At 51.1% G+C, this 21,317-nt stretch carries 13 protein-coding genes; 5 read left to right on the top strand and 8 right to left on the bottom strand.

The features are described from left to right. Positions 1-3: 3 nt before the first annotated feature. On the bottom strand, positions 4-1,116 hold the full coding sequence (locus CBR65_RS19440) for an ABC transporter permease (protein WP_087468390.1): 1,113 nt from the start codon (positions 1,114-1,116) through the stop codon (positions 4-6). Positions 1,117-1,408: 292 nt separating this feature from the next. Between CBR65_RS19440 and CBR65_RS19435 the strand changes: the two genes are divergently transcribed. From CBR65_RS19435 to CBR65_RS19425, 3 genes are read left to right on the top strand one after another with little or no spacing between them, the layout of a single operon-like run. After that, entirely contained in the window at positions 1,409-2,779 is a 1,371-nt protein-coding gene (locus CBR65_RS19435; protein WP_198300816.1) for a hypothetical protein, read from the top strand. Between the two features lie 31 nt (positions 2,780-2,810). Continuing rightward, the gene (locus CBR65_RS19430) at positions 2,811-3,311 is read left to right on the top strand and encodes a hypothetical protein (protein ID WP_087468389.1); all 501 of its coding nucleotides are present in this window, start codon (positions 2,811-2,813) and stop codon (positions 3,309-3,311) included. 12 nt (positions 3,312-3,323) lie between these two features. Further along, complete coding sequence (locus CBR65_RS19425) at positions 3,324-5,318, top strand: GMC family oxidoreductase (protein ID WP_087468388.1); 1,995 nt, start codon at positions 3,324-3,326, stop codon at positions 5,316-5,318. Positions 5,319-5,460: 142 nt separating this feature from the next. On the opposite strand, the gene CBR65_RS19420 is transcribed toward CBR65_RS19425, so the two are convergent. The 3 genes from CBR65_RS19420 to CBR65_RS22600 all read right to left on the bottom strand — a co-directional run bounded on the left by CBR65_RS19420 (position 5,461) and on the right by CBR65_RS22600 (position 7,424). Continuing rightward, positions 5,461-6,054 (bottom strand): hypothetical protein, encoded by a 594-nt coding sequence (locus tag CBR65_RS19420; protein ID WP_087468387.1) that lies wholly within the window; start codon positions 6,052-6,054, stop codon positions 5,461-5,463. A 36-nt stretch (positions 6,055-6,090) separates the two neighbouring features. Next, positions 6,091-7,167 (bottom strand): hypothetical protein, encoded by a 1,077-nt coding sequence (locus CBR65_RS19415; protein WP_087468386.1) that lies wholly within the window; start codon positions 7,165-7,167, stop codon positions 6,091-6,093. 131 nt (positions 7,168-7,298) lie between these two features. Next, positions 7,299-7,424: a hypothetical protein gene (locus CBR65_RS22600; protein WP_255377166.1), complete on the bottom strand. Its 126-nt coding sequence runs from the start codon at positions 7,422-7,424 to the stop codon at positions 7,299-7,301. A gap of 259 nt (positions 7,425-7,683) precedes the next feature. Here CBR65_RS22600 and ettA point away from each other — a divergent pair, with 259 nt between their 5' ends. Further along, entirely contained in the window at positions 7,684-9,348 is a 1,665-nt protein-coding gene (gene ettA / locus CBR65_RS19410) for an energy-dependent translational throttle protein EttA (protein ID WP_087468385.1), read from the top strand. A 64-nt stretch (positions 9,349-9,412) separates the two neighbouring features. On the opposite strand, the gene CBR65_RS19405 is transcribed toward ettA, so the two are convergent. Both CBR65_RS19405 and CBR65_RS19400 read right to left on the bottom strand, forming a co-directional pair. After that, positions 9,413-10,672: an ABC transporter substrate-binding protein gene (locus tag CBR65_RS19405; RefSeq protein WP_087468384.1), complete on the bottom strand. Its 1,260-nt coding sequence runs from the start codon at positions 10,670-10,672 to the stop codon at positions 9,413-9,415. Positions 10,673-10,778: 106 nt separating this feature from the next. Next, a complete protein-coding gene (locus CBR65_RS19400) occupies positions 10,779-11,234 on the bottom strand; it encodes a hypothetical protein (protein ID WP_087468383.1) in 456 nt (151 codons plus the stop codon). 361 nt (positions 11,235-11,595) lie between these two features. On the opposite strand from CBR65_RS19400, the gene nhaD reads away from it, so the two are divergent. Continuing rightward, positions 11,596-13,053, top strand: a complete 1,458-nt coding sequence (gene nhaD / locus CBR65_RS19395) for a sodium:proton antiporter NhaD (RefSeq protein ID WP_087468382.1) — start codon at positions 11,596-11,598, stop codon at positions 13,051-13,053. Between the two features lie 226 nt (positions 13,054-13,279). Here nhaD and CBR65_RS19385 read toward each other — a convergent pair whose 3' ends face one another. Further along, positions 13,280-16,885: a discoidin domain-containing protein gene (locus CBR65_RS19385; protein ID WP_198300815.1), complete on the bottom strand. Its 3,606-nt coding sequence runs from the start codon at positions 16,883-16,885 to the stop codon at positions 13,280-13,282. Positions 16,886-17,363: 478 nt separating this feature from the next. Continuing rightward, positions 17,364-20,975 carry a discoidin domain-containing protein gene (locus CBR65_RS19380; protein WP_157672161.1) on the bottom strand — a complete coding sequence of 1,204 codons (3,612 nt, stop codon included), beginning with the start codon at positions 20,973-20,975 and terminating at the stop codon, positions 17,364-17,366. Between the last annotated feature and the right edge of the window lie 342 nt (positions 20,976-21,317).

The following is a 21,317-nucleotide window of genomic DNA, read 5'->3' as shown; positions in this document are numbered from 1 at the left end:
GGATCAGATTCCGAGTTTGTCATACAGGATATTGAAGGCGGCATCCGCTACCACCAGATACACAATTGCCTTCACCACCGCGTTGGTGGCCGCCATGCCGACCGCATCCGAATTGCGGCCGCAATTCAAGCCCGCCTGACAGCCGGCTATCGCAATTAAAATACCGAAGACAATACTTTTGACGATGCCGGTGGAGATGTCGAGCCAATCCACCGCATCACGGGTTTGGGAAATATATTGGATGATGCTGACATCCATGCTGGTCGCAATAACTGCACCGCCGACCATACCGATAATATCGGAATAAATGCACAACAGCGGCATGACAAACACCAGCGCCAACAAACGCGGCAACACCAGAAATTCCATACTGGAAATACCCATGATGCGCAGCGCATCAATCTCTTCATTCACTTGCATGGTGCCGAGTTGTGCAGCATAGGCAGCGCCGGTACGACCAGCCATAATCACGGCGGTCATCAACGCGCCCATTTCGCGCACCATACCGATCGCCACCAAATCCGCCACATAAACCTGGGCACCCAACTGGCGCAATTGCACGGAGCCCAGGTAGGCGAGGATCATCCCCACCAGCACGCTGATAAGCGTCACAATAGCGAGGGCGCGGGGGCCGGCCTGATCAATAAAAAAGAAAATATCGACCCGGCGTGTTTTTGCCCGGCCTTGCAACCAATGCCCTAACGCGACGCAGGCATCGCCCACGAAGATGAGCGTATCGCGCAGTTCATGCCATTGTTGTTTAACCGCATTGCGCAAAATAGTAATCGCATTGCCGGATTTCTCTGCGGCTTCCGTCTGATAAACCGGCACGCCTGTCGCAAGGTTCAACAACTGTTGTAAGCCTTGAGGCACTGCGTCGGTGTTAAGCGAAATTTTCTGGCTGTCGCACCAGCGCGCCAGTTGCAAGAGTGCGATGGCAAGACTGGAATCCCAGCTTTCCAACTGCTCGGTAATCAAATCCAGATGCTGACAGTCAGGCGGGACCACGGCTTGGAGAGCGTCGCCATCCGGCGCATCCCCCAATTGCCAGCGCCCGCCAAGATATAGCGCACACTGGTCACCCTGGCTATCGGTATGGAAGCTGGCAGCTGTCATTGCAATCCTTATCAAGGGGGTCAGGCTGTTCCTGATTGAAACTCAATTTGTTCCGTGGGCGCAAGGTTTGCCGGATATTCTTTTAAGCCTTTGTCATCTGGCGCACATTTCCATAATTAGCCGCGCTTCCGCTGTCATGACTTGTAATATGCGATAGCGGACTTCTTTGAAATACTACCGACGTGATCTGATTGTTGCTTGTCAATCAACATCCTGAAAAGCGCGGTAAACATCCGGCGTCTCACAAGACATTCAGGGTTGAAACATCCATAAAAGAACAAGGATTTTTAGTATGAAATGGCAACCTGGTTTCTCCTGTTTTACACGTGGTGCGACATGTCTCGCGTCTCTGCTGTTGTTACATGCTTGCTCGCAAGAGCAACAGGAAACGCCCGCGGCAAAACTGACCTCAACACCACCGACCAGTTCATCCACACCCGGTGACACATTACCCACATTAAGCTCGGCCATTCCCCTGGAGATTACGGCCAACCCGCCGTTTAATCTGGAATCCCTGCAACACGATTTCGATGTCTTTTCCTGGCAATCGTTTGTTGCACTCAACTGGCCGGCCAATCCCGATGGAACGCCCAATAATAATCTGGTGATCGGCCAACAACCCGGCGGCCCGGTGGTGTGGCAAAGCTGGAAAGAAAGCCGCGATATTTTTCTGCCCGATGGCGCGCAACCGCCAGCCTGGAACCAACCCAACCCTGTGCCCGAGGTGTGCAAAGATATCGGCAAGATTCCTGACGGTGCTATTCATTTAACCCAGGTGGGTAAAACACCCAATGTGCTGGATGAAAGTGGCGAGCCGTTTCAAACCGGGCCACTGATCGATCAGAACGGCCAGTATACGCGCTACGAAATTCTCACCAATGAGGCCATGTTTAATTACATCCTCGACAATAATCTCTACAGCAAAGCCGGTCAGACCGCCTTCGCTAAAGATGCAGATTTTCCATCGAGCAATACCGAGAGCGCTCAGATTGGTGCCATCATGCTGAAAGCTGCCTGGGTGAAGATGGGTGGCAAATTTGATCCTACCCGTTATCACACCACCTTTGCGTTGGTGTACAACAATCCCGAAGAACAACACGGCGTAGAGCCAGCCTGTTCGCTGGAGCAAGTGGGCCTGGTTGGTTTCCACATTGCACACAAGACCGAAGATGAACCGCAGTGGATCTGGTCGACCTTCGAGCACATTGCCAACGCACCGACCAAAGGCGAAAAGCCGGATTTAAGCGCGTACAATTTCTTTGATGCGACATGTAAGGATTGTCCTGTCAATGAGCCACCACCGCGCCCCTGGAACCCCGCCAATCCGCACACACAACCTACACAGGTTGAGCGGGTAATTCCGATTACCGAGGACACGAAAAAATTAAACGCGCTCTATCACGCCGCGTTGGAAAAAGCGGTGCCCGGCTCAGTGTGGTTAAATTACGAATTGGTCAGCACCCAGTGGCCCACTAACGCCACCAGCCCTACCGACCCTACCGGTGTGCCCGCGCCTTCATTCCTGGCCAACACCACTCTCGAAACCTACATTCAAGGTGAAGTCAAACAAACCTCCAGCAGTTGCATGGCGTGTCATAACAACGCCACCGGCACCAATGGATTGTTTTCCGATTTCACTTACCTGTTACAACGCGCGCAATAAATTTGCACGCAATTAACTTAAGGAGCGAACCATGACTGATTCCACTATGGCAAGTTTTATTGGCCTGAGCGCGGTACTGACCGGCTTTTCCGCCAAGATACTTTCACCGACGTTGGACCCGGTGGATATTAAATCCGAATATCTCCCGTTTTTTACCCAGGCGGTTACCCGGGAGAGCGGCAATCCCGATCTGGTGAACAGTATTTTTCAGAAATTTGCGTCGCTCAAAGCGCAAAAATTATCTGACCAACAAATCGGCGAGGCAATGCTGGCCGACAGCAACGGCGCCGACTTTGTTATTGCCTGCCGTAAATTAATTTTTATGTGGTATGCCGGCGCCTGGCCCACTCTTATTCCAGCATCGGACACGGCGCCGGCCAATACGGTCAGCGATATGATTTCCGCCAAAAGTTACACCACCGGTTTAGCCTGGCAGGTGATGCAATCCCATCCCATGGGTGACTCGAATTTTCGCTACGGTTATTGGGCCACTGAACCCGCGCCGCTCAGCGATTTCACCGGCAACAAATAAGGAGAAAACAGCATGACTGCCAATCAGGAATATGATGTTGTCATTGTCGGCTCAGGTATTGCCGGTTCTATTGTTGCCTATCAGTTAGGATTGCAAGGTAAGAAAGTGTTGATCCTCGAAGCCGGCCAACCGGTGCCAGTGGATCGCAGCGGCTATATGGAAACCTTTTTCAAAGCCAATGCAAAAACACCCGAATCACCCTATCCACCGACGGTGCAAAATCCGTCGGCATCGACACCGGATAACCCGCTCGGCCTGCCCGACCCGGCGCAGGAAAATGTGCCGCGCTATACCGTATTGCAAATTGGTCCCTGGCGAAATCCCAAACAATGTTATTTCACGTATTCACCACAAGAACTCCATTTAACGGGTGACAGTCCGCGCGCCAATTTTGCATTTGCCAGTTCCTATGAGCGCATCGGTGGCGGTACAACCTGGCATTGGCTCGGCACCAGTTTGCGTTTATTTCCCAACGATTTCGAATTAAAAACCTTGTACGGGCAAGGTGTGGATTGGCCGGGCGGTAAAGATTTTTATCAGAAGCTGGTGCCCTACTATGAAAAAGCCACCAACGAAATTGGTGTAGCGGGTGACAAGGGCGCATTGGATCAACTTTATACACAATTCGGTGTTTCACCGACGGGAAATTATGGACCGGAATATAATTATCCGATGCCGGGTATTACCGAATCCCTGGTAGATCAAGCCTACATCAATAGCGTGACCTCAATAACCGTTGATGGCAATCCGGTTTACGTGACCCCGACACCACAAGGACGCAATTCCCTGCCGGGCGAACGACGTCAATGTGCCGGCAATACTAACTGCATTCCCATTTGCCCCATCCAGGCAAAATATGATGCGACGGTCACGCTCGCCCGCGCGCAGCAAACCGGCAATGTCGATGTATGGTATCGCCATGTGGCGAATAATATTCGCGTCGATGACAACACTGACGACATCACCGGAATTGATTACATCACTTACGATACACACGGTGGCATTCCCACCGGCTCCGGTACGGTTACCGCTAAAAAGTATGTGTTAGCGGCGCACGCTATCGAGACGCCCAAGCTGTTATTAATGTCCAATAAAAATAAAAATTTTAAGCGTGGCGTTGCTAACAGCAGTGATCAGGTCGGGCGCAACCTGATGGATCACGTGATGTATCTCGCCTGGGGTTTGGCGAAAGATCCGGTGTTTGCTTATCGCGGCCCGCTGTCAACCTCGGGGGTTGAATCGCTGCGCGATGGTGAATTCCGCAAAGAGCGTTCGGCCTATCGCATTGAGATTGGCAATGAGGGCTGGCAGTGGGCGGCGAATGACCCTTTCACTACCCTGGCGGATTTTGTGTTCGGCCAGAACAACAGCCAGCTAAATGGTGACTCGGTGAATCAGCAAGGCCAGCCACTGCGTTGGGATCAAAACCTGCCGGCTAACAGCCAATTATTCGGCACGCAATTGGTGAATACCTTAAATGCTATTTATACGCGACAAATTCGTCTGGGGTATTTGATTGAGCAATTGCCTGACCCGGAAAATCGTGTGGAATTATCCGAGACCGAAACCGATCACCTCGGCTTACCGCGCCCGAAAGTGACCTATCGCATCCAGGAAGATTACGTGCGCAATGCGTTTGTCTCCGCGAAAAAAGTCTCTACGGAAATCTTTAACGCCATCGGCGCTACCGAATACACCAAGCTGCCACCGGCACCGGTGTTATATGGAAAACCCGACAAAGTCACCGCCACCAACTTTCAATACCAGGGCGACAATTTTACCTTCTATGGCGCCGGTCATATCGTCGGCACTTATCGCATGGGGGATTGCAAAGAAGATTCCGTATTGAACGCGCGACAACAATCCTGGGACCACAGCAATTTGTTTATGGTCGGCAGCGGTGTGTTTCCGACGGTGGCCACCGGAAATCCGACCTTGACGATTGCGGCCTTAGCCTTTCAGGCGGCGGAGCATATTTTGGAGGATTTGAAAGAGGTGAGCGCGTGATGCGGCGGTGAAATGTTTGAACCTGGTGTCGGATTACGCTTACGCTAATCCGACCTACAAAAGCGATGTTTACACTAGGTCGGGTTAGCGCAGCGTAACCCGACATTGTTAACCAACGACATACAGAAAAATAAGCTATGAATTATTGCAACGGATAACAAGAAAGCACATCTGTCGAACGCGTCTTACCGGTTTTAATATCCAGTATTTTTTGCTGCGCAATCATTAATGGAAAACCCATCTCATTCCATTGTGTAACCTCAGGCGCCTGTTCTGCACAATCTGCCAATTTAGCTTCCTTTTCCGTTGCTTCGAAATACGTCACCTGGTTTTCTTCAAACAGTGGTTGATTGACATAGTAGATGCTATATTTCTTTGTGGCATCGTTGATACTGATAAGATGAATTTCTCTGCCATTAACATCAGTCCCTTCATCCAAAACCACAAAGCCATTCCACATTCCTGCAAGCTGAGCCTCCACAGGAATCACCAACATATTAGCTTTTGAAGATTCTTTGCACCCCTTCGACCGATAGATATTGAGATTTTGATCAAAATCATTGAACTCTATTTTTACCGAAGCATCAGCTATAGAAACACAATCCTGCTGACCCCTCTGACCTGCTTTTAAGCCAGTAAATAAAGGCTCGAAGTTTTCTGTGTTTTCGCCACTACACCCCAGCGGAAATAGTATCCCCACAAGTGCAAAGCCAACATACAACAATCTGCTATTCATAAAATGATCCCATTCATAATTTTTTTATGCATCCGCTCATTCAGTACCGGCATTAAGAGTTACGAATCGTACAACCTTATAATTTTTAACATTCTCCGGTGTTCGTTCACCAAAACTGTCCGCTCGCCCATACATGACAACGTGAGCAGATGTCGTCTGACCAGTTGCCGGTGTTTTATATAACTTCAATACTTTCCCGTATGCCGGGTCTACGCCAGAGTATTCACCATTCGAGTTTTTCTGTGTCAGGAGTAGCCAGTGATCACCAACCCAGGATTTTTTGTAATCGACATGCACCAAAACCAATCCACCACTACTTAAGCACTGATCAATATTTCCACGAGCACTTGCTCCTAACTTAACCCCTACTCCGGAATCCTTAGCCTGCATTCCCAATGCATTCGCACCTCCGGTGATATACAGCATGTATGAATTTGCCGTAAACACACCCGCTTTCTTTAAAATATTATTTGCATGGATTGGCGTCATCTTCTGCGGTGTAAGATTTTCAGGCCAGTGTTTGGTTCTGGAGCCCAGATAAGTAGTCGCCATTGCCAAACTGACCATAGCGCAACCGTAACTATGAATTGTTCCTGTGGAGCTATTACCCAGTTTGATACTACCCCACTTCCCATCTCCCTGGCGAAAAGGTTCTACTGTTACCTTGGATAAGCCAACGGGTTTGGGGCCGGCCACTTCAGATTTAACTTCGAGAAACTTTGCTACTTCTTTGTAAAAGGAATCAGCCAGCTTTTCAACGTTTGATGTAGCATCCGATTTAAACCAGGTTAGAAAATTATCAAGCTGGGATTTTTGCAGACTTGCTGTTGCTCTTATTTGTGTCTTGCTTGGGATATTTTCATTCAGTTTCTTCCAGGTGTTCTTATTAGGCTCTATACGCTTGTCAGGGTATTTATGACGCATCACCATCGATTGAAAGTATCCAATCGCTGTTATTGTTTTACTACCGCAGATACCATCAGGTGTAAGTTTTTCTTGCGTTTGACCGAACCTGATATAGGTTTTCATAGCCCTGTTCAATAATGTCTGCACTGTTTTGACATCTTGCGTAAGGTTGAGGCTGTTTTGTCCAACTGTTTGTGATATACCCATTTCCTAAACTCCTATTTAAGATTAGTTAATTTCCTTTATTTCCCAGATTGCATATTACACAGCATCTTTAGCACAGGAACCAGCATCAGTGTCGGATTACGCTGCGCTAACCCGACACTTGCCAGCAAAAACTAACGTCGCTGTTCAGCGTATTTTACAGCCGAATGAGGCTCCGCCTTAAGGTTGGCCACATAGGCCAGGCTGGCGATGGAGATCAGGATAAAGATGAGACGGAGGATGGTAGTGCGTACCTGCATTACGAATTCCCGGTTGTGGCGTGGCCAATATGATTTCAGCGCCAGGTGGAGGCGCTGGGAACGGTCGCCAGTCTAACGGCGGCTATCCAGCCAAACAATTGCCTGCCTTCGGGCAACCTGTGACGCGCATCACACAAAAATTAATCGTTATAAATTTTCGAAATACCCATCATTTCGGCTCTACACGTTGAATTGGCCGAGCGCTTTCGGTACCTTGCGCCCTTGGATTCCCCACCCTGCATAACGAGGTTCAGGCCCCATGGCGCAATATGTTTACAGCATGCACCGGCTCGGCAAGATCGTGCCGCCCAAGCGTGAAATTCTGAAAGATATCTCCCTCTCCTTTTTCCCCGGCGCCAAGATCGGGGTGCTCGGCCTGAATGGCTCGGGTAAATCCACGTTGTTGCGTATCATGGCCGGGGTGGATACGGATTTTAACGGCGAAGCCCGCCCTATGCCCGGCATCAAGGTCGGCTACCTGCCCCAGGAACCACAGCTCGACCCAGCTAAAGACGTGCGTGGCAATGTGGAAGATGGGGTGCGTGAGGCGGTGGATGCGCTGCAAGAACTGGATAAGATCTACGCTGCTTACGCCGAGCCGGATGCCGACTTTGACGATCTGGCCAAAAAGCAGGCCCGCTGCGAAGACATCATTCAGGCGTGGGATGCACATAATCTGGACCACACCCTGGAAGTTGCCGCCGACGCCCTGCGCTTGCCGCCCTGGGATGCAGATGTCACCAAGCTGTCTGGCGGTGAACGCCGCCGCGTGGCCTTGTGTCGTTTACTGTTGTCGCGCCCGGATATGTTGTTGCTCGACGAACCGACCAACCACCTGGATGCCGAATCGGTCTACTGGCTGGAGCAATTCCTGCAAAACTTCTCCGGCACCGTGGTAGCAATTACCCACGACCGTTACTTCCTCGACAACGCCGCCGGCTGGATTCTGGAACTGGACCGTGGCCACGGCATTCCTTATGAAGGTAATTACACCAATTGGCTGGAGCAAAAAGAAGCTCGTTTGCAGCAGGAAGCGCGCACCGAGGCTGCTCACCAGAAAGCCCTGAAAACTGAATTGGAGTGGGTGCGTCAGAATCCCAAAGGTCGTCAGGCCAAAAGCAAGGCGCGTCTGGCCCGCTTTGATGAATTGCAATCCCAGGAATTCCAATCCCGCAACGAAACGAACGAGATTTATATTCCGCCGGGCGAGCGCCTGGGTGACAAGGTCATCGAGCTGGAGAATGTCAGCAAGGGTTACGGCGACCGGCTGCTGATCGACAATCTGTCCCTGAGCATCCCCAAAGGTGCGGTCGTCGGTATTGTTGGTGGTAATGGTGCAGGTAAATCTACCCTGTTCCGCATGATCGCCGGCACCGAACAACCGGACAGCGGCAAGGTAACCTTGGGCGATACAGTGAAAGTCGCTTATGTCGAGCAGAGTCGCGAAAACCTTGACGATAAAAAAACCGTCTGGGAAGCCGTGTCCGATGGCCAGGACATCTTGCGCATCGGTACCTACGAAGTGAATTCCCGCTCTTACGTGGGCCGCTTTAACTTTAAAGGCTCGGATCAACAGAAACGTGTGGGCGAATTGTCCGGTGGTGAGCGTGGTCGTTTACATCTGGCCAATACCTTGAAGCAAGGCGCGAACGTTCTGCTGCTCGACGAACCGTCCAACGACCTGGATATTGAAACCCTGCGTGCATTGGAAGATGCGATCCTGGCCTTCCCCGGTTGCGTCCTGGTGATCTCGCACGACCGCTGGTTCCTCGACCGTATTGCAACCCACATTCTTGCGTACGAAGGCGATTCGGATATCGTGTTCTTTGAAGGGAATTACACCGAGTATCACGAGGATTTGATCAAACGCAAAGGTGGCGATGCGCAGCCCAAGCGGATGAAGTATAAGCCGTTGAAGAATTGATGAGGGTTAAGGTTGAGTGGTGTCGGATTACGGCTTTGCCTAATCCGACCTACTTCATTTCCAACTACTGCTGCAACGACAACGCCTTTTCAATATCCACGCCCACCGTTAACACACCAATCGATGTGTCAATATCCGGTGCATAAATCGGTAAACTCACATGCACCTGAAAGCGCCGTGTGGATTCATCGTAACCTACCGGCTCAAAGAACAACTCCTCCGGCGATTTATTAAAACTCAACAAAAACTTTGCTTCATCGCCCTGCCAATAATCCGACGTCATATCACTGATGGCCACATTGGCTCCCCGGGCATCCATCAGAATGATTTCCGTTATCAAACCCTGGCTACGGGTTTTGAATTGACGCAACTGTTGCGATAACGGAATACCCATCAGCGACGCCGACAGGGAAAAATTACCTGCTTTAAATTCACGTTGCCAGAGAGCATCTTTTTCAAGGATGGCTTGTTGTCTGGCGGTTTGTTGCAGGTCGGTTGGTTGACTGGAGGTGGATTGATTGTCATTTTGCGCCATAAGGGCCGTGATAACTTCCGGCAAGGCGGCCCACTGCTGCATCAACGGCATCACCAGGTTTTTAACTTTTTCCCGCTCATACTCGGACATTTGAAAGCCTTCCGGCGCGCAGGCATAAATGTGTTGATTGAAGCGGGGTAAGAATCCGGCATGCTCCGTCAAAAATGCTTTACCGAAATAAACACCGAGTGGGACATAACGAAAAAAGCGGTACTGATAGGTACTGGCATCGATTCCCAACTCGGCCGCCGCTTTTTCAAAGTGCTCTTTATCCGCCAGGATCACATCAATGCGTTTGCTGAACAGCATCTTCAACATTTGCGGCAGATTATTTGCGTTCATCGGTTCGGAATAACCCGCCTCTTCCAGCCACTCGGCCTGTTGACTGCCGAGGATCGCGCCCAATTTGTAATTATCCTGCCAGGATTCCGGCGCTTTCATATCGGCACGCCAGAACCAATACCAATTCTCCAACACCAACGGCGCCGACAGGCTTGCATAATCATCGGCGCCATCAATCGAAATCGCGGTAAAAAAACCGTCGATTTTACCCTTGCGCACTTCCTGACGGGCGCGCAACCAGGGCATGCTGGTGATCTGATAGGGTTGCTGCAAATCTTTAAAGATACATTCGATATGTTCGATGGAACCGCCGCGCACCAGTTGATTGCGTTCGGCCGTGTACGCGGAGGAAACGTTCGTACCCAAGGTGATTTCCCGCTCTGGTGTTTTAGCCATAACGGTATTAACGGCGATTAACAAAAGAAAAAAAACAGCGATGGATTTCATACAAGCTCTAACCCTGGAATTGTTCCCAAGTATAGCAGCCGATGAAATAATTCAAGGAGGTATTCGCCATCCGTGGCGCTATGCAAAAGAAAGAGAGGGGATCAGTTTAGCGGGCGCGGCGTTGCTGCGGTGTCATATGCCACTCTTCAACAACAATCTCCGGATCAGTGATGCCCAGCAGATACAATCCCATATCACGGACCCTGCCGTTGACGCCAAGACCGAAACTGCCATTGAGTAAAACAGTGCGATGGCTGCCGGGATGACAGCGATCAATATGCACAATCTTTTCGCCACTGTTATCAATGTACTTGAGCGACAACTGCACCGGATGTGCCAGGCCCGCCGGGGTACGCAACCAGATAGCGCAATCGAACATACCTTGCCAGTTACCTGCTGCCGTCCAGGCACTGTGTTCGCTGAGCACCGACACAGGAATATCTACCAGCCAACGCTCCTGCTGAAAACCGGCTCGCTGGACATTGTTTTGTTGGGGTTGCGCCGCGCGCTGGGTCGATGGTCGTTGAGCAACAGATTTCGTCAAGGTTGGAATGCTGGACATAAACACCTCTGGACATGGGTTTGGCGTCGTTTGATGGCCCAAGACTACACGGTCAGCCCCATCAAGGATGTGATATGCACAACACTTGGATAGGAAGATACGGCGAAAGGCCAACAGGATTGCAAGGAGCAGCGGCCGGTCACGCTCAAAACCCGACGGCCATCGCAAAACGGCGCGCGCCGTTTGCCTCATCGGATTGACCTTTTACCTCATCAAATTAAAAGGAGCGGGATTTATTCCTTGCCGGTCGGACAAACCTGCCGACTCGCCCGGTCCGCTATGTTAAAATCCTGCGCCTTTTGTCATCTGCCCCAGCCCCGGTTGCGGCAGCGTCCTACAACTATTAGATACGGAACGTACCATGCACCACACTGCCCGCAAATTTTCGCTGTCGGTCACAGCGATACTTGCCTCCTTACTCGTCACTCTCAGCCCTCACACCTTTGCTGCGGTCGGCAGTCTCGACCTGACCACCAGCGGCATCGGTTATTTTTCCCTGGTTCTGTTTGTTATCGCCTACTTGCTGGTAATGGGCGAAGAACTGCTGCACCTGCGCAAATCCAAACCAGTGCTGGTGGCGGCCGGTATTATCTGGATGTTACTGGGTTGGGTTTACACCCAGGAAGGGATGCCCCACGAGGCAGAGCACGCTTTCCGGCACACGCTGCTGGAGTTTGCCGAGTTGATGCTGTTCCTGTTAGTCGCGATGACTTATATCAATGCCATGGATGAGCGCAACGTTTTCGATGCCTTGCGCGCCTGGATGATTCGCAAAGGTTTTAATTACAAGACACTGTTCTGGCTTACCGGCTTTCTCGCGTTTTTTATTTCCCCCATCGCCGACAACCTCACCACCGCGTTATTAATGTGTGCCGTAATCATGAAAGTGGGCGGTGAGGATAAAAAGTTTATCAATATCTGCTGTATTAACGTGGTCGTCGCTGCTAACGCCGGCGGCGCCTTCAGTCCCTTTGGTGACATTACTACGCTGATGGTATGGCAAGCGGGCATTATCCCCTTCCAGGATTTCTTCGCGCTGTTTATTCCTTCGCTGGTTAACTTCGGCGTGCCGGCCGTTATCATGAGCTTCTTCATTGAAAACAAAAAACCCGATGCACTGGATGAAGCCGTTGAAATGAAGCGCGGTGCCATGCGTATACTCGCGTTGTTTTTATTAACGATTGTAACGGCCGTGTCCTGTCATACCTTCCTGCATCTGCCGCCGGTATTGGGCATGATGACCGGCCTGGGTTATTTACAGTTCTTCGGATTTTTCCTGCGCAAAACCCTGCCCGGTTCCCTCGCCCGCAAACGCGCCATTGCCGAAAGCCGAGGCGATCAGGCAGCCTTGCGTCGCCTGGGTGATGTGGTGCCGTTCGATGTGTTCAGCAAAATCGCCCGTTCCGAGTGGGATACCTTGTTATTCTTTTACGGCGTCGTGATGTGTGTCGGCGGCCTGGGCTTTATGGGTTACCTGGCGCTGATGTCAGAAGTGCTCTACACCGGCATGGGCGCGACCGTCACCAACATTATCCTCGGGGTGGTATCTGCCGTGATCGATAACATTCCGGTGATGTTCGCGGTGTTGACCATGCAACCGGATATGAGTACCGGTGACTGGCTGTTGATTACCCTCACTGCCGGAGTCGGCGGCAGCATGTTGTCCATCGGCTCTGCGGCGGGTGTGGCATTGATGGGTCAGGCGCGCGGCATGTATACGTTTATCGGCCATTTGAAATGGGCACCGGTCATTGCCCTGGGTTATGCCGCCAGTATTGCGGTTCATTTGTGGATCAATGCCGATTTGTTCGTGAAATAAATAGTTTGTGGGTGTCGAATTAGCCAAAGGCGTAATCCGACAAAGCTCCAGCAAAAAACAATTGATTGGCCCGAAAACAAAAAGCCTGTTGAAAAAACTTCAACAGGCTTTTTTATTGGATTCCGCGAAATCTTCGCGGGAGTTAATGTTGAATGGATTAATTAACCCGTGTGTCGGATTACGCCGCGCTCTGCGCGACTAATTCGACCTACATCGTGCACACCGCCTAGTCATTCACAATAATCGTAAATTCCGGCGAGTCGTTACGAATATTGACGCCGTTGTTGATCAGGGTGAGGTTGTTAAACTCCACCGTCCCCAACGCCGGCCCCTGCCCCGCTTCCGGCATCGGGTTAGCCCAGATACCAAAACCGGAACGGTTGGGGTATGCCGGGTTCGGCAACGCACCGGAGATGGTGACATTCGTCAGAATCGTGTCCTGGAATACATTCTGCGGCTGACCGCCCACGTAGTTGGTCTGAAACATAATGCCGTGGAAGGTCGGGTCGATAATATCCAGGTCGGTGATACGAATACCCTGAAAACTTTTCGATGCCGAGAACATCCACAGGCCGGGGAAGACCTGGTTATTCCAGAAGGTACCACCGGAACGCAGGATGGTAATACCTTCAAAATTGGTGGTCGGATTTGCCTGGAAGCCGGTAAAGGGATAACCGAAATCCAGTGAGCTGATGGTTACGCCGGAATACACCAAGGTATCTTCCACATGAATATTGCGGAAGGTATTACCCTGCCCGCCGTAAGACGCCAGACCTGCCGCACGCCAGGGCGTCATCGCGGTGAGATTTTCGTACAGATTATTCTGCACAATACCGCCGCCATTATCCGTAGCCGCAAACAAGGCAAAGCTGTCATCGCCGGTAGAGCGTGCTTCGTTATTCACCACGTGGTTACCACTGCTGCCGTTGGTAAAGTTGATACCGTCGGCAAACAAATTGCGCATGCGCGAATTTTTAATGGTGGAGTCATGCACGCTCGCGCCCCAGAACATACACACCTGATGCTCAGCCCACACGTTGTCGATGGTCATATCCGACACGCCGTTGAAATCAAACACTTTACCCGGCCCGTCGATGCGGCTGGTGTAGTTACCGAAGAAAGCAAAATGCGCAAAGGTAGAACCGTTGGCAGAATTCGACACGGCAAAGCCGGCATCGGTATTGGTTTGATTGGTCGGTGTTTCAAAACGTGTGTACCAGGGGCCGGCACCAATCACTTGCAGCGGTTTGCCATATACCTGGAATTTATTCGAGGTTTGATAAGTACCTGCCGGTAAATACACACCCTGTGCACTACCCATACGCGCTTGATCCAACGCATTTTGTACATCCTGATGCGAAAAACCATTGGGCGTTATAAACGCACCCGGATTCGGATTGGGAATCGGCGCAACCTGTTCGAGGCTGATAAAGTCGATGGCATATTGCGAGGTATTTTGCGCATCTTTTTGCAGACGAATTTTACTGCCCGCCGGAATGGTGCGATCAAACAGGATATTGGCTTCATCATAAATATGACGTGCCGGTCCTGCACCGGGGCTGTTACCCGGATTGGTTTCGGGGCCGTAAAGCCAGGCATGCTTGGATGACAGCGTAATGGTATCTTCGAGTTGACCATCTACATACATATTCAAGGTCGCGGTGATACCGCCACCGCCGGGTGCGTCAGGAATGGAGAAACGCGTCACCAAGGTATTGGTGTCAGCTTCCGTCGTAAATTCCACATAACTGCCGGTGGAATTCAGGGTAACTGCACGACGCCCGGATGCTTCGCCGGCAATATCGCCGATGGTGCGATTCGGCCCGACAATTTGCGCACCGCCACCAACATCTGCATCTTCAGCCTGATAAATGTCGTAAGGCATGTTGGCACCGCGCTGATCGCTGGGTCCGGGGTTTTGGCTTTCGTCTAACGTTGTTCCAACCACCGGATCACTTTCCGCTGACTCACCAAATTGATTGTAAGCGCGCACGCGATAGGTGTAGCTGGTGTTTTGCGTTAAACCCGTATCCTGAAATGACGTGGCGGTGACATCGGCAACCACCGTACCATCGCGCAAGACTTCATAACCTTGCGCAAGGTCAGCGCTGTCCCAGGTGAGGTACAAGGTTGCAGACGTGCCTCCGGCTACGGTGACATTTTGTGGCGTCGCTGGTGGCACCGGATCGGGATACCCATAGACTTCAAACTCAGCAATTTGCGCCGCCGGCCAACCGGTGTTGCCGGTAACATTCAAACGCACATAACGCGCGGTGGTTTCGGCAAAACTGATCGTCACCGTGTTGGCACTGTTCGGATTAAAGGTATAACCCGCACTGCTCACGATGTTATTGAAACTGGAACCGTTGGCACTGCCCTGCACAGACAAGGTTTGCGTGCGCGTTGCCCAGGCCTGGTCGTTGGGTAATTTCAAGACCACCTGGCTGATGTAATGCGTGCTGCCCAGATCAACGGTGAGCGTTTGTGGAAACGCATTGCTGTTGCTTTCCCAGTAAGTCGCTGCACTTTCATCCACGGCATTGTTCACCGACAGGAAACTTAACGTGCTGCTCGCGGTGACGGTTTTATCCGCCGCCACATTGGTGCCTTCCGGATCGGGATTATTATTGCTGTCTGTGGTGGCTGACACGCTGTTGCTGTTAGCCGAACTACCCGCCTGATTGAATGCACGCACGGTGTAAGTGTATTCAGTATTTTCCGCTAAACCAGCATCCTGATATGACGTAGAAGAGGTGCTGGTCAACAAGCTGCCGTTGCGCCAGATTTCATAACCATCGGCATCGCTGACACTATTCCAGGATAAAGATATTGATGAGCTGGTTGTGCCAGTCACCGCTAAATTTTGTGGCACTGACGGCGCTTCCGGATCGGGATCAGGATTATTGCCATCGGTATCGAATTCAATCCAGTTCAGGTTAAACAACCCACCGGTCGCCGTGCCATTAAACACCAGATATAAATCGTGTACGCCATCCACCGACACATTCGCGCTTTCGGTGACCCAACTTTGCCAGCCGCCGGTGTAGCCCACATCCACTTCACCAATCAGGGAACCGCTGACGCTGTCGAGGCGCAGTTCAATTACACCACCGGCATGGTCGCTGGCCACACGCGCATTAACACTGTTAGCGCCGCTGCCGAAGTCAACATCCTCAAACACCAACCAGTCACCGTCATCGATCCAGCCGATGTTACGACCGCCACCGGTATCGCTGGTGTCTTCGGTCTGGATGCCGCTCATGTTGTTGTAGGAGGTCGCTTTGATTTGCGCAAAGGCATCGCGCGGTTCCGGGTTGCCCGCTTCACCGTAGATTTCCACTTCCGACAATTGCGCCGCGGGCCAACCGGTATTGCCAGTGACATTCAGGCGCAGATAACGCACGTCAGCGCCGGCAAAATTAATCGTCACATTGTTGCTGTTGTTGGGATCAAACACATAGGCGTTGGAACTCACCAGCGTGGCATAACTGGAGCCGTTGGTGCTGCCGGCGACCGATAAAGTCTGCGTGCGGCTGCCCCAGTTGTTGGGCAGTTTTAACACCACGCGATTCACATTGCTGGTGCTGCCCAGATCAACCGTCAGGGATTGTGGAAAGGCACTATTTTGGCTTTCCCAATAACTGCTCTGGTTGCCATCGTTGGCGTTACCTGCAGTGTAGACATCCACCGTGCTGGTGGCGTTGATGGCTTTGCCTGAAGCCAGATTGGTTTGGGCTATGGCAGAGGTGGAGAGCAAACAGGGGATGGCCAATATCCCGAGTAAAAAACGTTTTCTTGTCAGGCAAGACAAGTGACACCTGAGAGTTTTCATTATGTATTCCTCGCTATTGTGGAGTGCTCTTGCAGATGGTGCAGTGGTTAGAAAGTTGATATTTGATACAACACTTTTATTTTTATAATTTTCAAAAATCTGCTTCATGATCAAAGCGGCGAACCATAGTAATAAGTGGTTTGCGAAGCGTCTATAGAGGGTTATTGGTCGAAATCGATTTCATTTTTTTGAAAACGATTTCGACTTATATTTTTATGAAATATGTGAAATGTGGTGAAACATGTAGAACGTAGGTCGGATTAGCGCAGCGTAATCCGACAAAGCACTCACAAATACAAACAACCTAAGATAAAAAATAAATTCAGATAAATAAAAAAGCCTGCTGATTGCTCAACAGGCTTCTTCTTTTTGGAGACATATGTCGCTGTAGGTAAAACTTTGTCGGATTACGCTGCGCTAATCCGACCTACGCGTTGTGCATCACACTCAACGCAACACTCCTTCCCTGGAATATTCATTACGGGTTAATAATTAAATTAAAACCGTTTTGAACAAAGTTCACATCCGGGTGTGCGATGTTGGTGGTAATCAGATTATTAAATGTTGCAGTGCCATTATTGGTGTAAGTGTAAATCGCTGCGCCGGGGTGCGGGCCGGAGAAGCGCGAGGTGGTCACACCATCCAGACCGGTGCCATCAATCTTGATATCGTTAAACACCACATTCTGGAAGCCGCCGCTGTAACCCATTTGAATCGCGCTGCGCTGCGTATCGTAAATATCAATATTGGAAATGGTCACGTTGCGAATCGGATCGCTTGACGCTTCCAGGTCAATCGCGCCGCGTTCACCGCCCCAGGTATCCAGGCTGGTGCCGCTTCTGATGATGGTGCTATCAGAAAACACAATGCCGGTATTGTTCTGGAAGTGATAACCGGGGAATACCGTGTTCATGCGGAAACCGGAACTGCCCACACCATCGACAATCAGGTTGAAAGTGGCTTCATGTCCGCTGCCGCCGAAGAAGGCAATACCCGCTGCACGCCAGTTAAATTCAATCGTGTTGTGCGTGAAAGTATTATTCACACCGGCCGGTGCACCGTTGACGTTACTGGTCCACACCGCAAGACCATCGTCACCGTTATTGCGAATACTGCTGTTACGCACGGTGGAATTGCTGGTGCCCTGGGCGAAGTTAATACCGTCGGCCAGGTTGTTGCGCACGCGGCTGTGTTCAATCAACAAACCGTCCGCAATAATCGCTGGCGTATGCGCGTAATCGCCCACCCAGAAACCACATTCAAAATGCTCGACCCAGATGTTGTGCACTTTGGAGTTATTACCAAAGTTATCCATAAAGGCTTTGTAGATCGCATTCTGGTTGTAGCGCGAACGCAGGTTGGAATTCATATACACATGGCTGAAATCCAGTTGGCCAGTTACACGGAACGAAATACCACCGGACGCAGAATTGCTGTTGGTGAATTGAATATTGGTATGCCAGATCCCGGCGCCCATGATGGTGATGTCATCAATCATGTTACCCACGGAACCGATCACCCACATATTATTCAGGTGGAAAGTACCCGGCGGAATATACAAGGTCTGACCATTATTGACCGCCGCTGTCACTGCCGCATTAAATGCGGTCAAGTCATCCTGTCCGTCGTTGGCAATCGCGCCGAAGTCAGTGACAGAAACCGAATTACCCGGACGTGAAATGGGTGAAGGCACATCTTCCACTTCAATAAAATCCACACCGTATTCAAGGTTGTCACCGTTGGCTTTCACGATACGAATCACATCACCGGGTTGCAGGGGCGAACTCAATGTCCAATGCACTTCATCGAAACGGAACAAGGGATTACCGCCTCCGGGTGTGTCAGAAGGATGACCACCGCCCACGGCAAAGTATTGGTAAGCAAAATAAGATGTTAAGGGTTGGGTTCTCGCCTTGGTGCCGTTCACGTAAACATCCAGCGCACCGTTCAGGCCCATACCATCGCCGGAATCCGGCATGGTGAAACGCATGGTCACACCTTCACCGCCCTCACCTTCACGAATGGTCCATTCGATGTAAGAACCATTGGATGGCAGAGCAACATAGGACTGCCGGGATGCTTCAGAAGCCGTCAGCATTTGATCAAAGGTCGGTGCAGTACGCAGCACAGCGCCGCCGCCAATGCTGGCATCTTCGGTTTCGTAACGGTCATAAGGCATGTTCGCGCCGTGATCGCCATTGGGTTCCGGATGCGTTGGATCAGTGCTGCCTTCTTCATCGGTGGTCGCATTGACCAAACTGCTTTGTGTTGAGGTGCCGTATTGGTTGTAAGCGCGCACGGTGTAGGTGTAACTGGTTTCCGGTGCAAGACCGGTGTCTTCGTAAGAGGTTGATGTCACATCGGCAACCACATTTCCGTTGCGCAATACTTCATAACCGCTGGCCAAATCCGCGCTGTCCCAGGCTAAAAACACCGAGGTGTCAGACACACCGGACACGCGCAGATTTTGCGGCGTAGTCGGCGGCACCGGATCGGGATACCCATAGACTTCAAACTCAGCAATTTGCGCCGCCGGCCAACCGGTATTGCCGGTAACATTCAAACGCACATAACGCGCGGTGGTTTCGGCAAAACTGATCGTCACCGTGTTGGCACTGTTCGGATTAAAGGTATAACCCGCACTGCCCACGATGTTGCTGAAACTGGAACCGTCCGCACTGCCTTGCACCGCCAAGTTTTGCGTGCGCGTTGCCCAGGCTTGGTCGTTGGGTAATTTCAAGACCACCTGATTGATGTAATGCGTACTGCCCAGATCAACCGTCAAGGTTTGTGGAAATGCATTGCTGTTGCTTTCCCAATAGGTCGCTGCACTTTCATCCACCGCATTGTTCACCGACAGGAAACTTAACGTGCTGCTCGCGGTAACGGTTTTATCCGCCGCGACATTGGTGCCTTCCGGATCAGGATTATTACTGCTGTCTGTGGTGGCTGACACACTGTTGCTATTGCCTGAACTACCCGCCTGATTGAATGCACGCACGGTGTAAGTGTATTCGGTATTTTCTGCTAAGCCGGCATCCTGATACGACGTAGAAGTGGTGCTGGTCAACAAGCTGCCGTTGCGCCAGATTTCATAACCATCGGCATCGCTGACACTGTTCCAAGATAAAGAGACAGTTGAAGTCGTGGTGCCAGTCACCGCTAAATTTTGTGGAACTGACGGCGCTTCCGGATCGGGATCAGGATTATTCCCATCGGTATCGAATTCAATCCAGTTCAGGTTAAACAACCCACCGGTCGCTGTACCGCTGAACACCAGATACAAATCGTGCACACCATCTACTGACACATTCGCGCTTTCGGTGACCCAGCTTTGCCAACCGCCGGTGTAGCCCACATCCACTTCACCGATCAGGGAACCGCTGACGCTGTCGAGGCGCAGTTCAATTACACCACCGGCATGGTCGCTGGCCACACGCGCATTGACACTGCTGGCACCACTGCCGAAGTCGACATCTTCAAACACCAACCAGTCGCCGTCATCGATCCAGCCGACATTGCGACCGCCACCGGTATCGCTGGTGTCTTCGGTTTGAATGCCGCTCATGTTGTTGTAGGAGGTCGCTTTGATTTGCGCAAAGGCATCGCGCGGTTCTGCGTTACCGGCTTCACCGTAGATTTCCACTTCCGATAATTGCGCGGCGGGCCAGCCGGTATTGCCGGTGACATTCAGGCGCAGATAACGCACGTCAGTGCCGGCAAAATTAATCGTCACGTTGTTGCTGTTGTTGGGATCAAACACATAAGCGCTGGAACTCACCAACGTGGCATAACTGGAGCCGTTGGTGCTGCCGGCGACCGATAAGGTTTGTGTGCGGCTGCCCCAGTTGTTGGGTAGTTTTAACACCACGCGATTCACATTACTGGTACTGCCCAGATCAACCGTCAGGGATTGTGGAAAGGCACTGTTCTGGCTTTCCCAATAACTGCTCTGGTTGCCATCGTTGGCGTTACCCGCGGTGTAGACATCCACCGTACTGGTGGCGTTGATGGCTTTGCCTGAAGCCAGATTGGTTTGGGCCATGGCGGTGGTGGAGAGCAAACAGGGGATGGCTAAAACCCCGAGCATAAGACTGCTTCTTGCAAAGCAGTAGAGTCTGTTACGACCGAATATTTTCATTATGTGATCCTCGCTATTGTTAACTATCTTTTATCACGTTGACTGTTATTTTTTGATGCCGCGTCTCACAGCAAAAATACGACACGACACACATAGCCGAAGAATATCGTGAAGCATGACCGATCCACTTGCGGCAGACGGAAAAAAATCGTGATGAATATGTCCGCTATTCCAAACGATAAAACTGATGCAGTGATGAGAAAAAAATATGCGCAGTTATTATTTTGTACGCATGGGGAATTATCTTAAGGACTATCGATTGCGCGTGTCTATAGAAAACACGCAAACAAT

Source organism: Cellvibrio sp. PSBB006, from assembly GCF_002162135.1.
In the GTDB taxonomy this organism is placed as follows: domain Bacteria; phylum Pseudomonadota; class Gammaproteobacteria; order Pseudomonadales; family Cellvibrionaceae; genus Cellvibrio.
The sequence above is the reverse complement of the archived record's forward strand: the minus strand, read 5'-3'. Positions and strand labels throughout refer to the sequence as shown.

Excerpts from the sequence above, each read along its gene's own strand:
- CBR65_RS19405 (WP_087468384.1), bottom strand. The coding sequence starts at position 10,672 with ATGAAATCCATCGCTGTTTTTTTTCTTTTGTTAATCGCCGTTAATACC.
- CBR65_RS19430 (WP_087468389.1), top strand. The coding sequence starts at position 2,811 with ATGACTGATTCCACTATGGCAAGTTTTATTGGCCTGAGCGCGGTACTG.
- ettA (WP_087468385.1), top strand. The coding sequence starts at position 7,684 with ATGGCGCAATATGTTTACAGCATGCACCGGCTCGGCAAGATCGTGCCG.
- CBR65_RS19425 (WP_087468388.1), top strand. The coding sequence starts at position 3,324 with ATGACTGCCAATCAGGAATATGATGTTGTCATTGTCGGCTCAGGTATT.
- nhaD (WP_087468382.1), top strand. The coding sequence starts at position 11,596 with ATGCACCACACTGCCCGCAAATTTTCGCTGTCGGTCACAGCGATACTT.
- CBR65_RS22600 (WP_255377166.1), bottom strand. The coding sequence starts at position 7,424 with ATGCAGGTACGCACTACCATCCTCCGTCTCATCTTTATCCTGATCTCC.
- CBR65_RS19400 (WP_087468383.1), bottom strand. The coding sequence starts at position 11,234 with ATGTCCAGCATTCCAACCTTGACGAAATCTGTTGCTCAACGACCATCG.
- CBR65_RS19440 (WP_087468390.1), bottom strand. The coding sequence starts at position 1,116 with ATGACAGCTGCCAGCTTCCATACCGATAGCCAGGGTGACCAGTGTGCG.
- CBR65_RS19420 (WP_087468387.1), bottom strand. The coding sequence starts at position 6,054 with ATGAATAGCAGATTGTTGTATGTTGGCTTTGCACTTGTGGGGATACTA.
- CBR65_RS19435 (WP_198300816.1), top strand. The coding sequence starts at position 1,409 with ATGAAATGGCAACCTGGTTTCTCCTGTTTTACACGTGGTGCGACATGT.
- CBR65_RS19415 (WP_087468386.1), bottom strand. The coding sequence starts at position 7,167 with ATGGGTATATCACAAACAGTTGGACAAAACAGCCTCAACCTTACGCAA.
- CBR65_RS19380 (WP_157672161.1), bottom strand. The coding sequence starts at position 20,975 with ATGCTCGGGGTTTTAGCCATCCCCTGTTTGCTCTCCACCACCGCCATG.
- CBR65_RS19385 (WP_198300815.1), bottom strand. The coding sequence starts at position 16,885 with ATGAAAACTCTCAGGTGTCACTTGTCTTGCCTGACAAGAAAACGTTTT.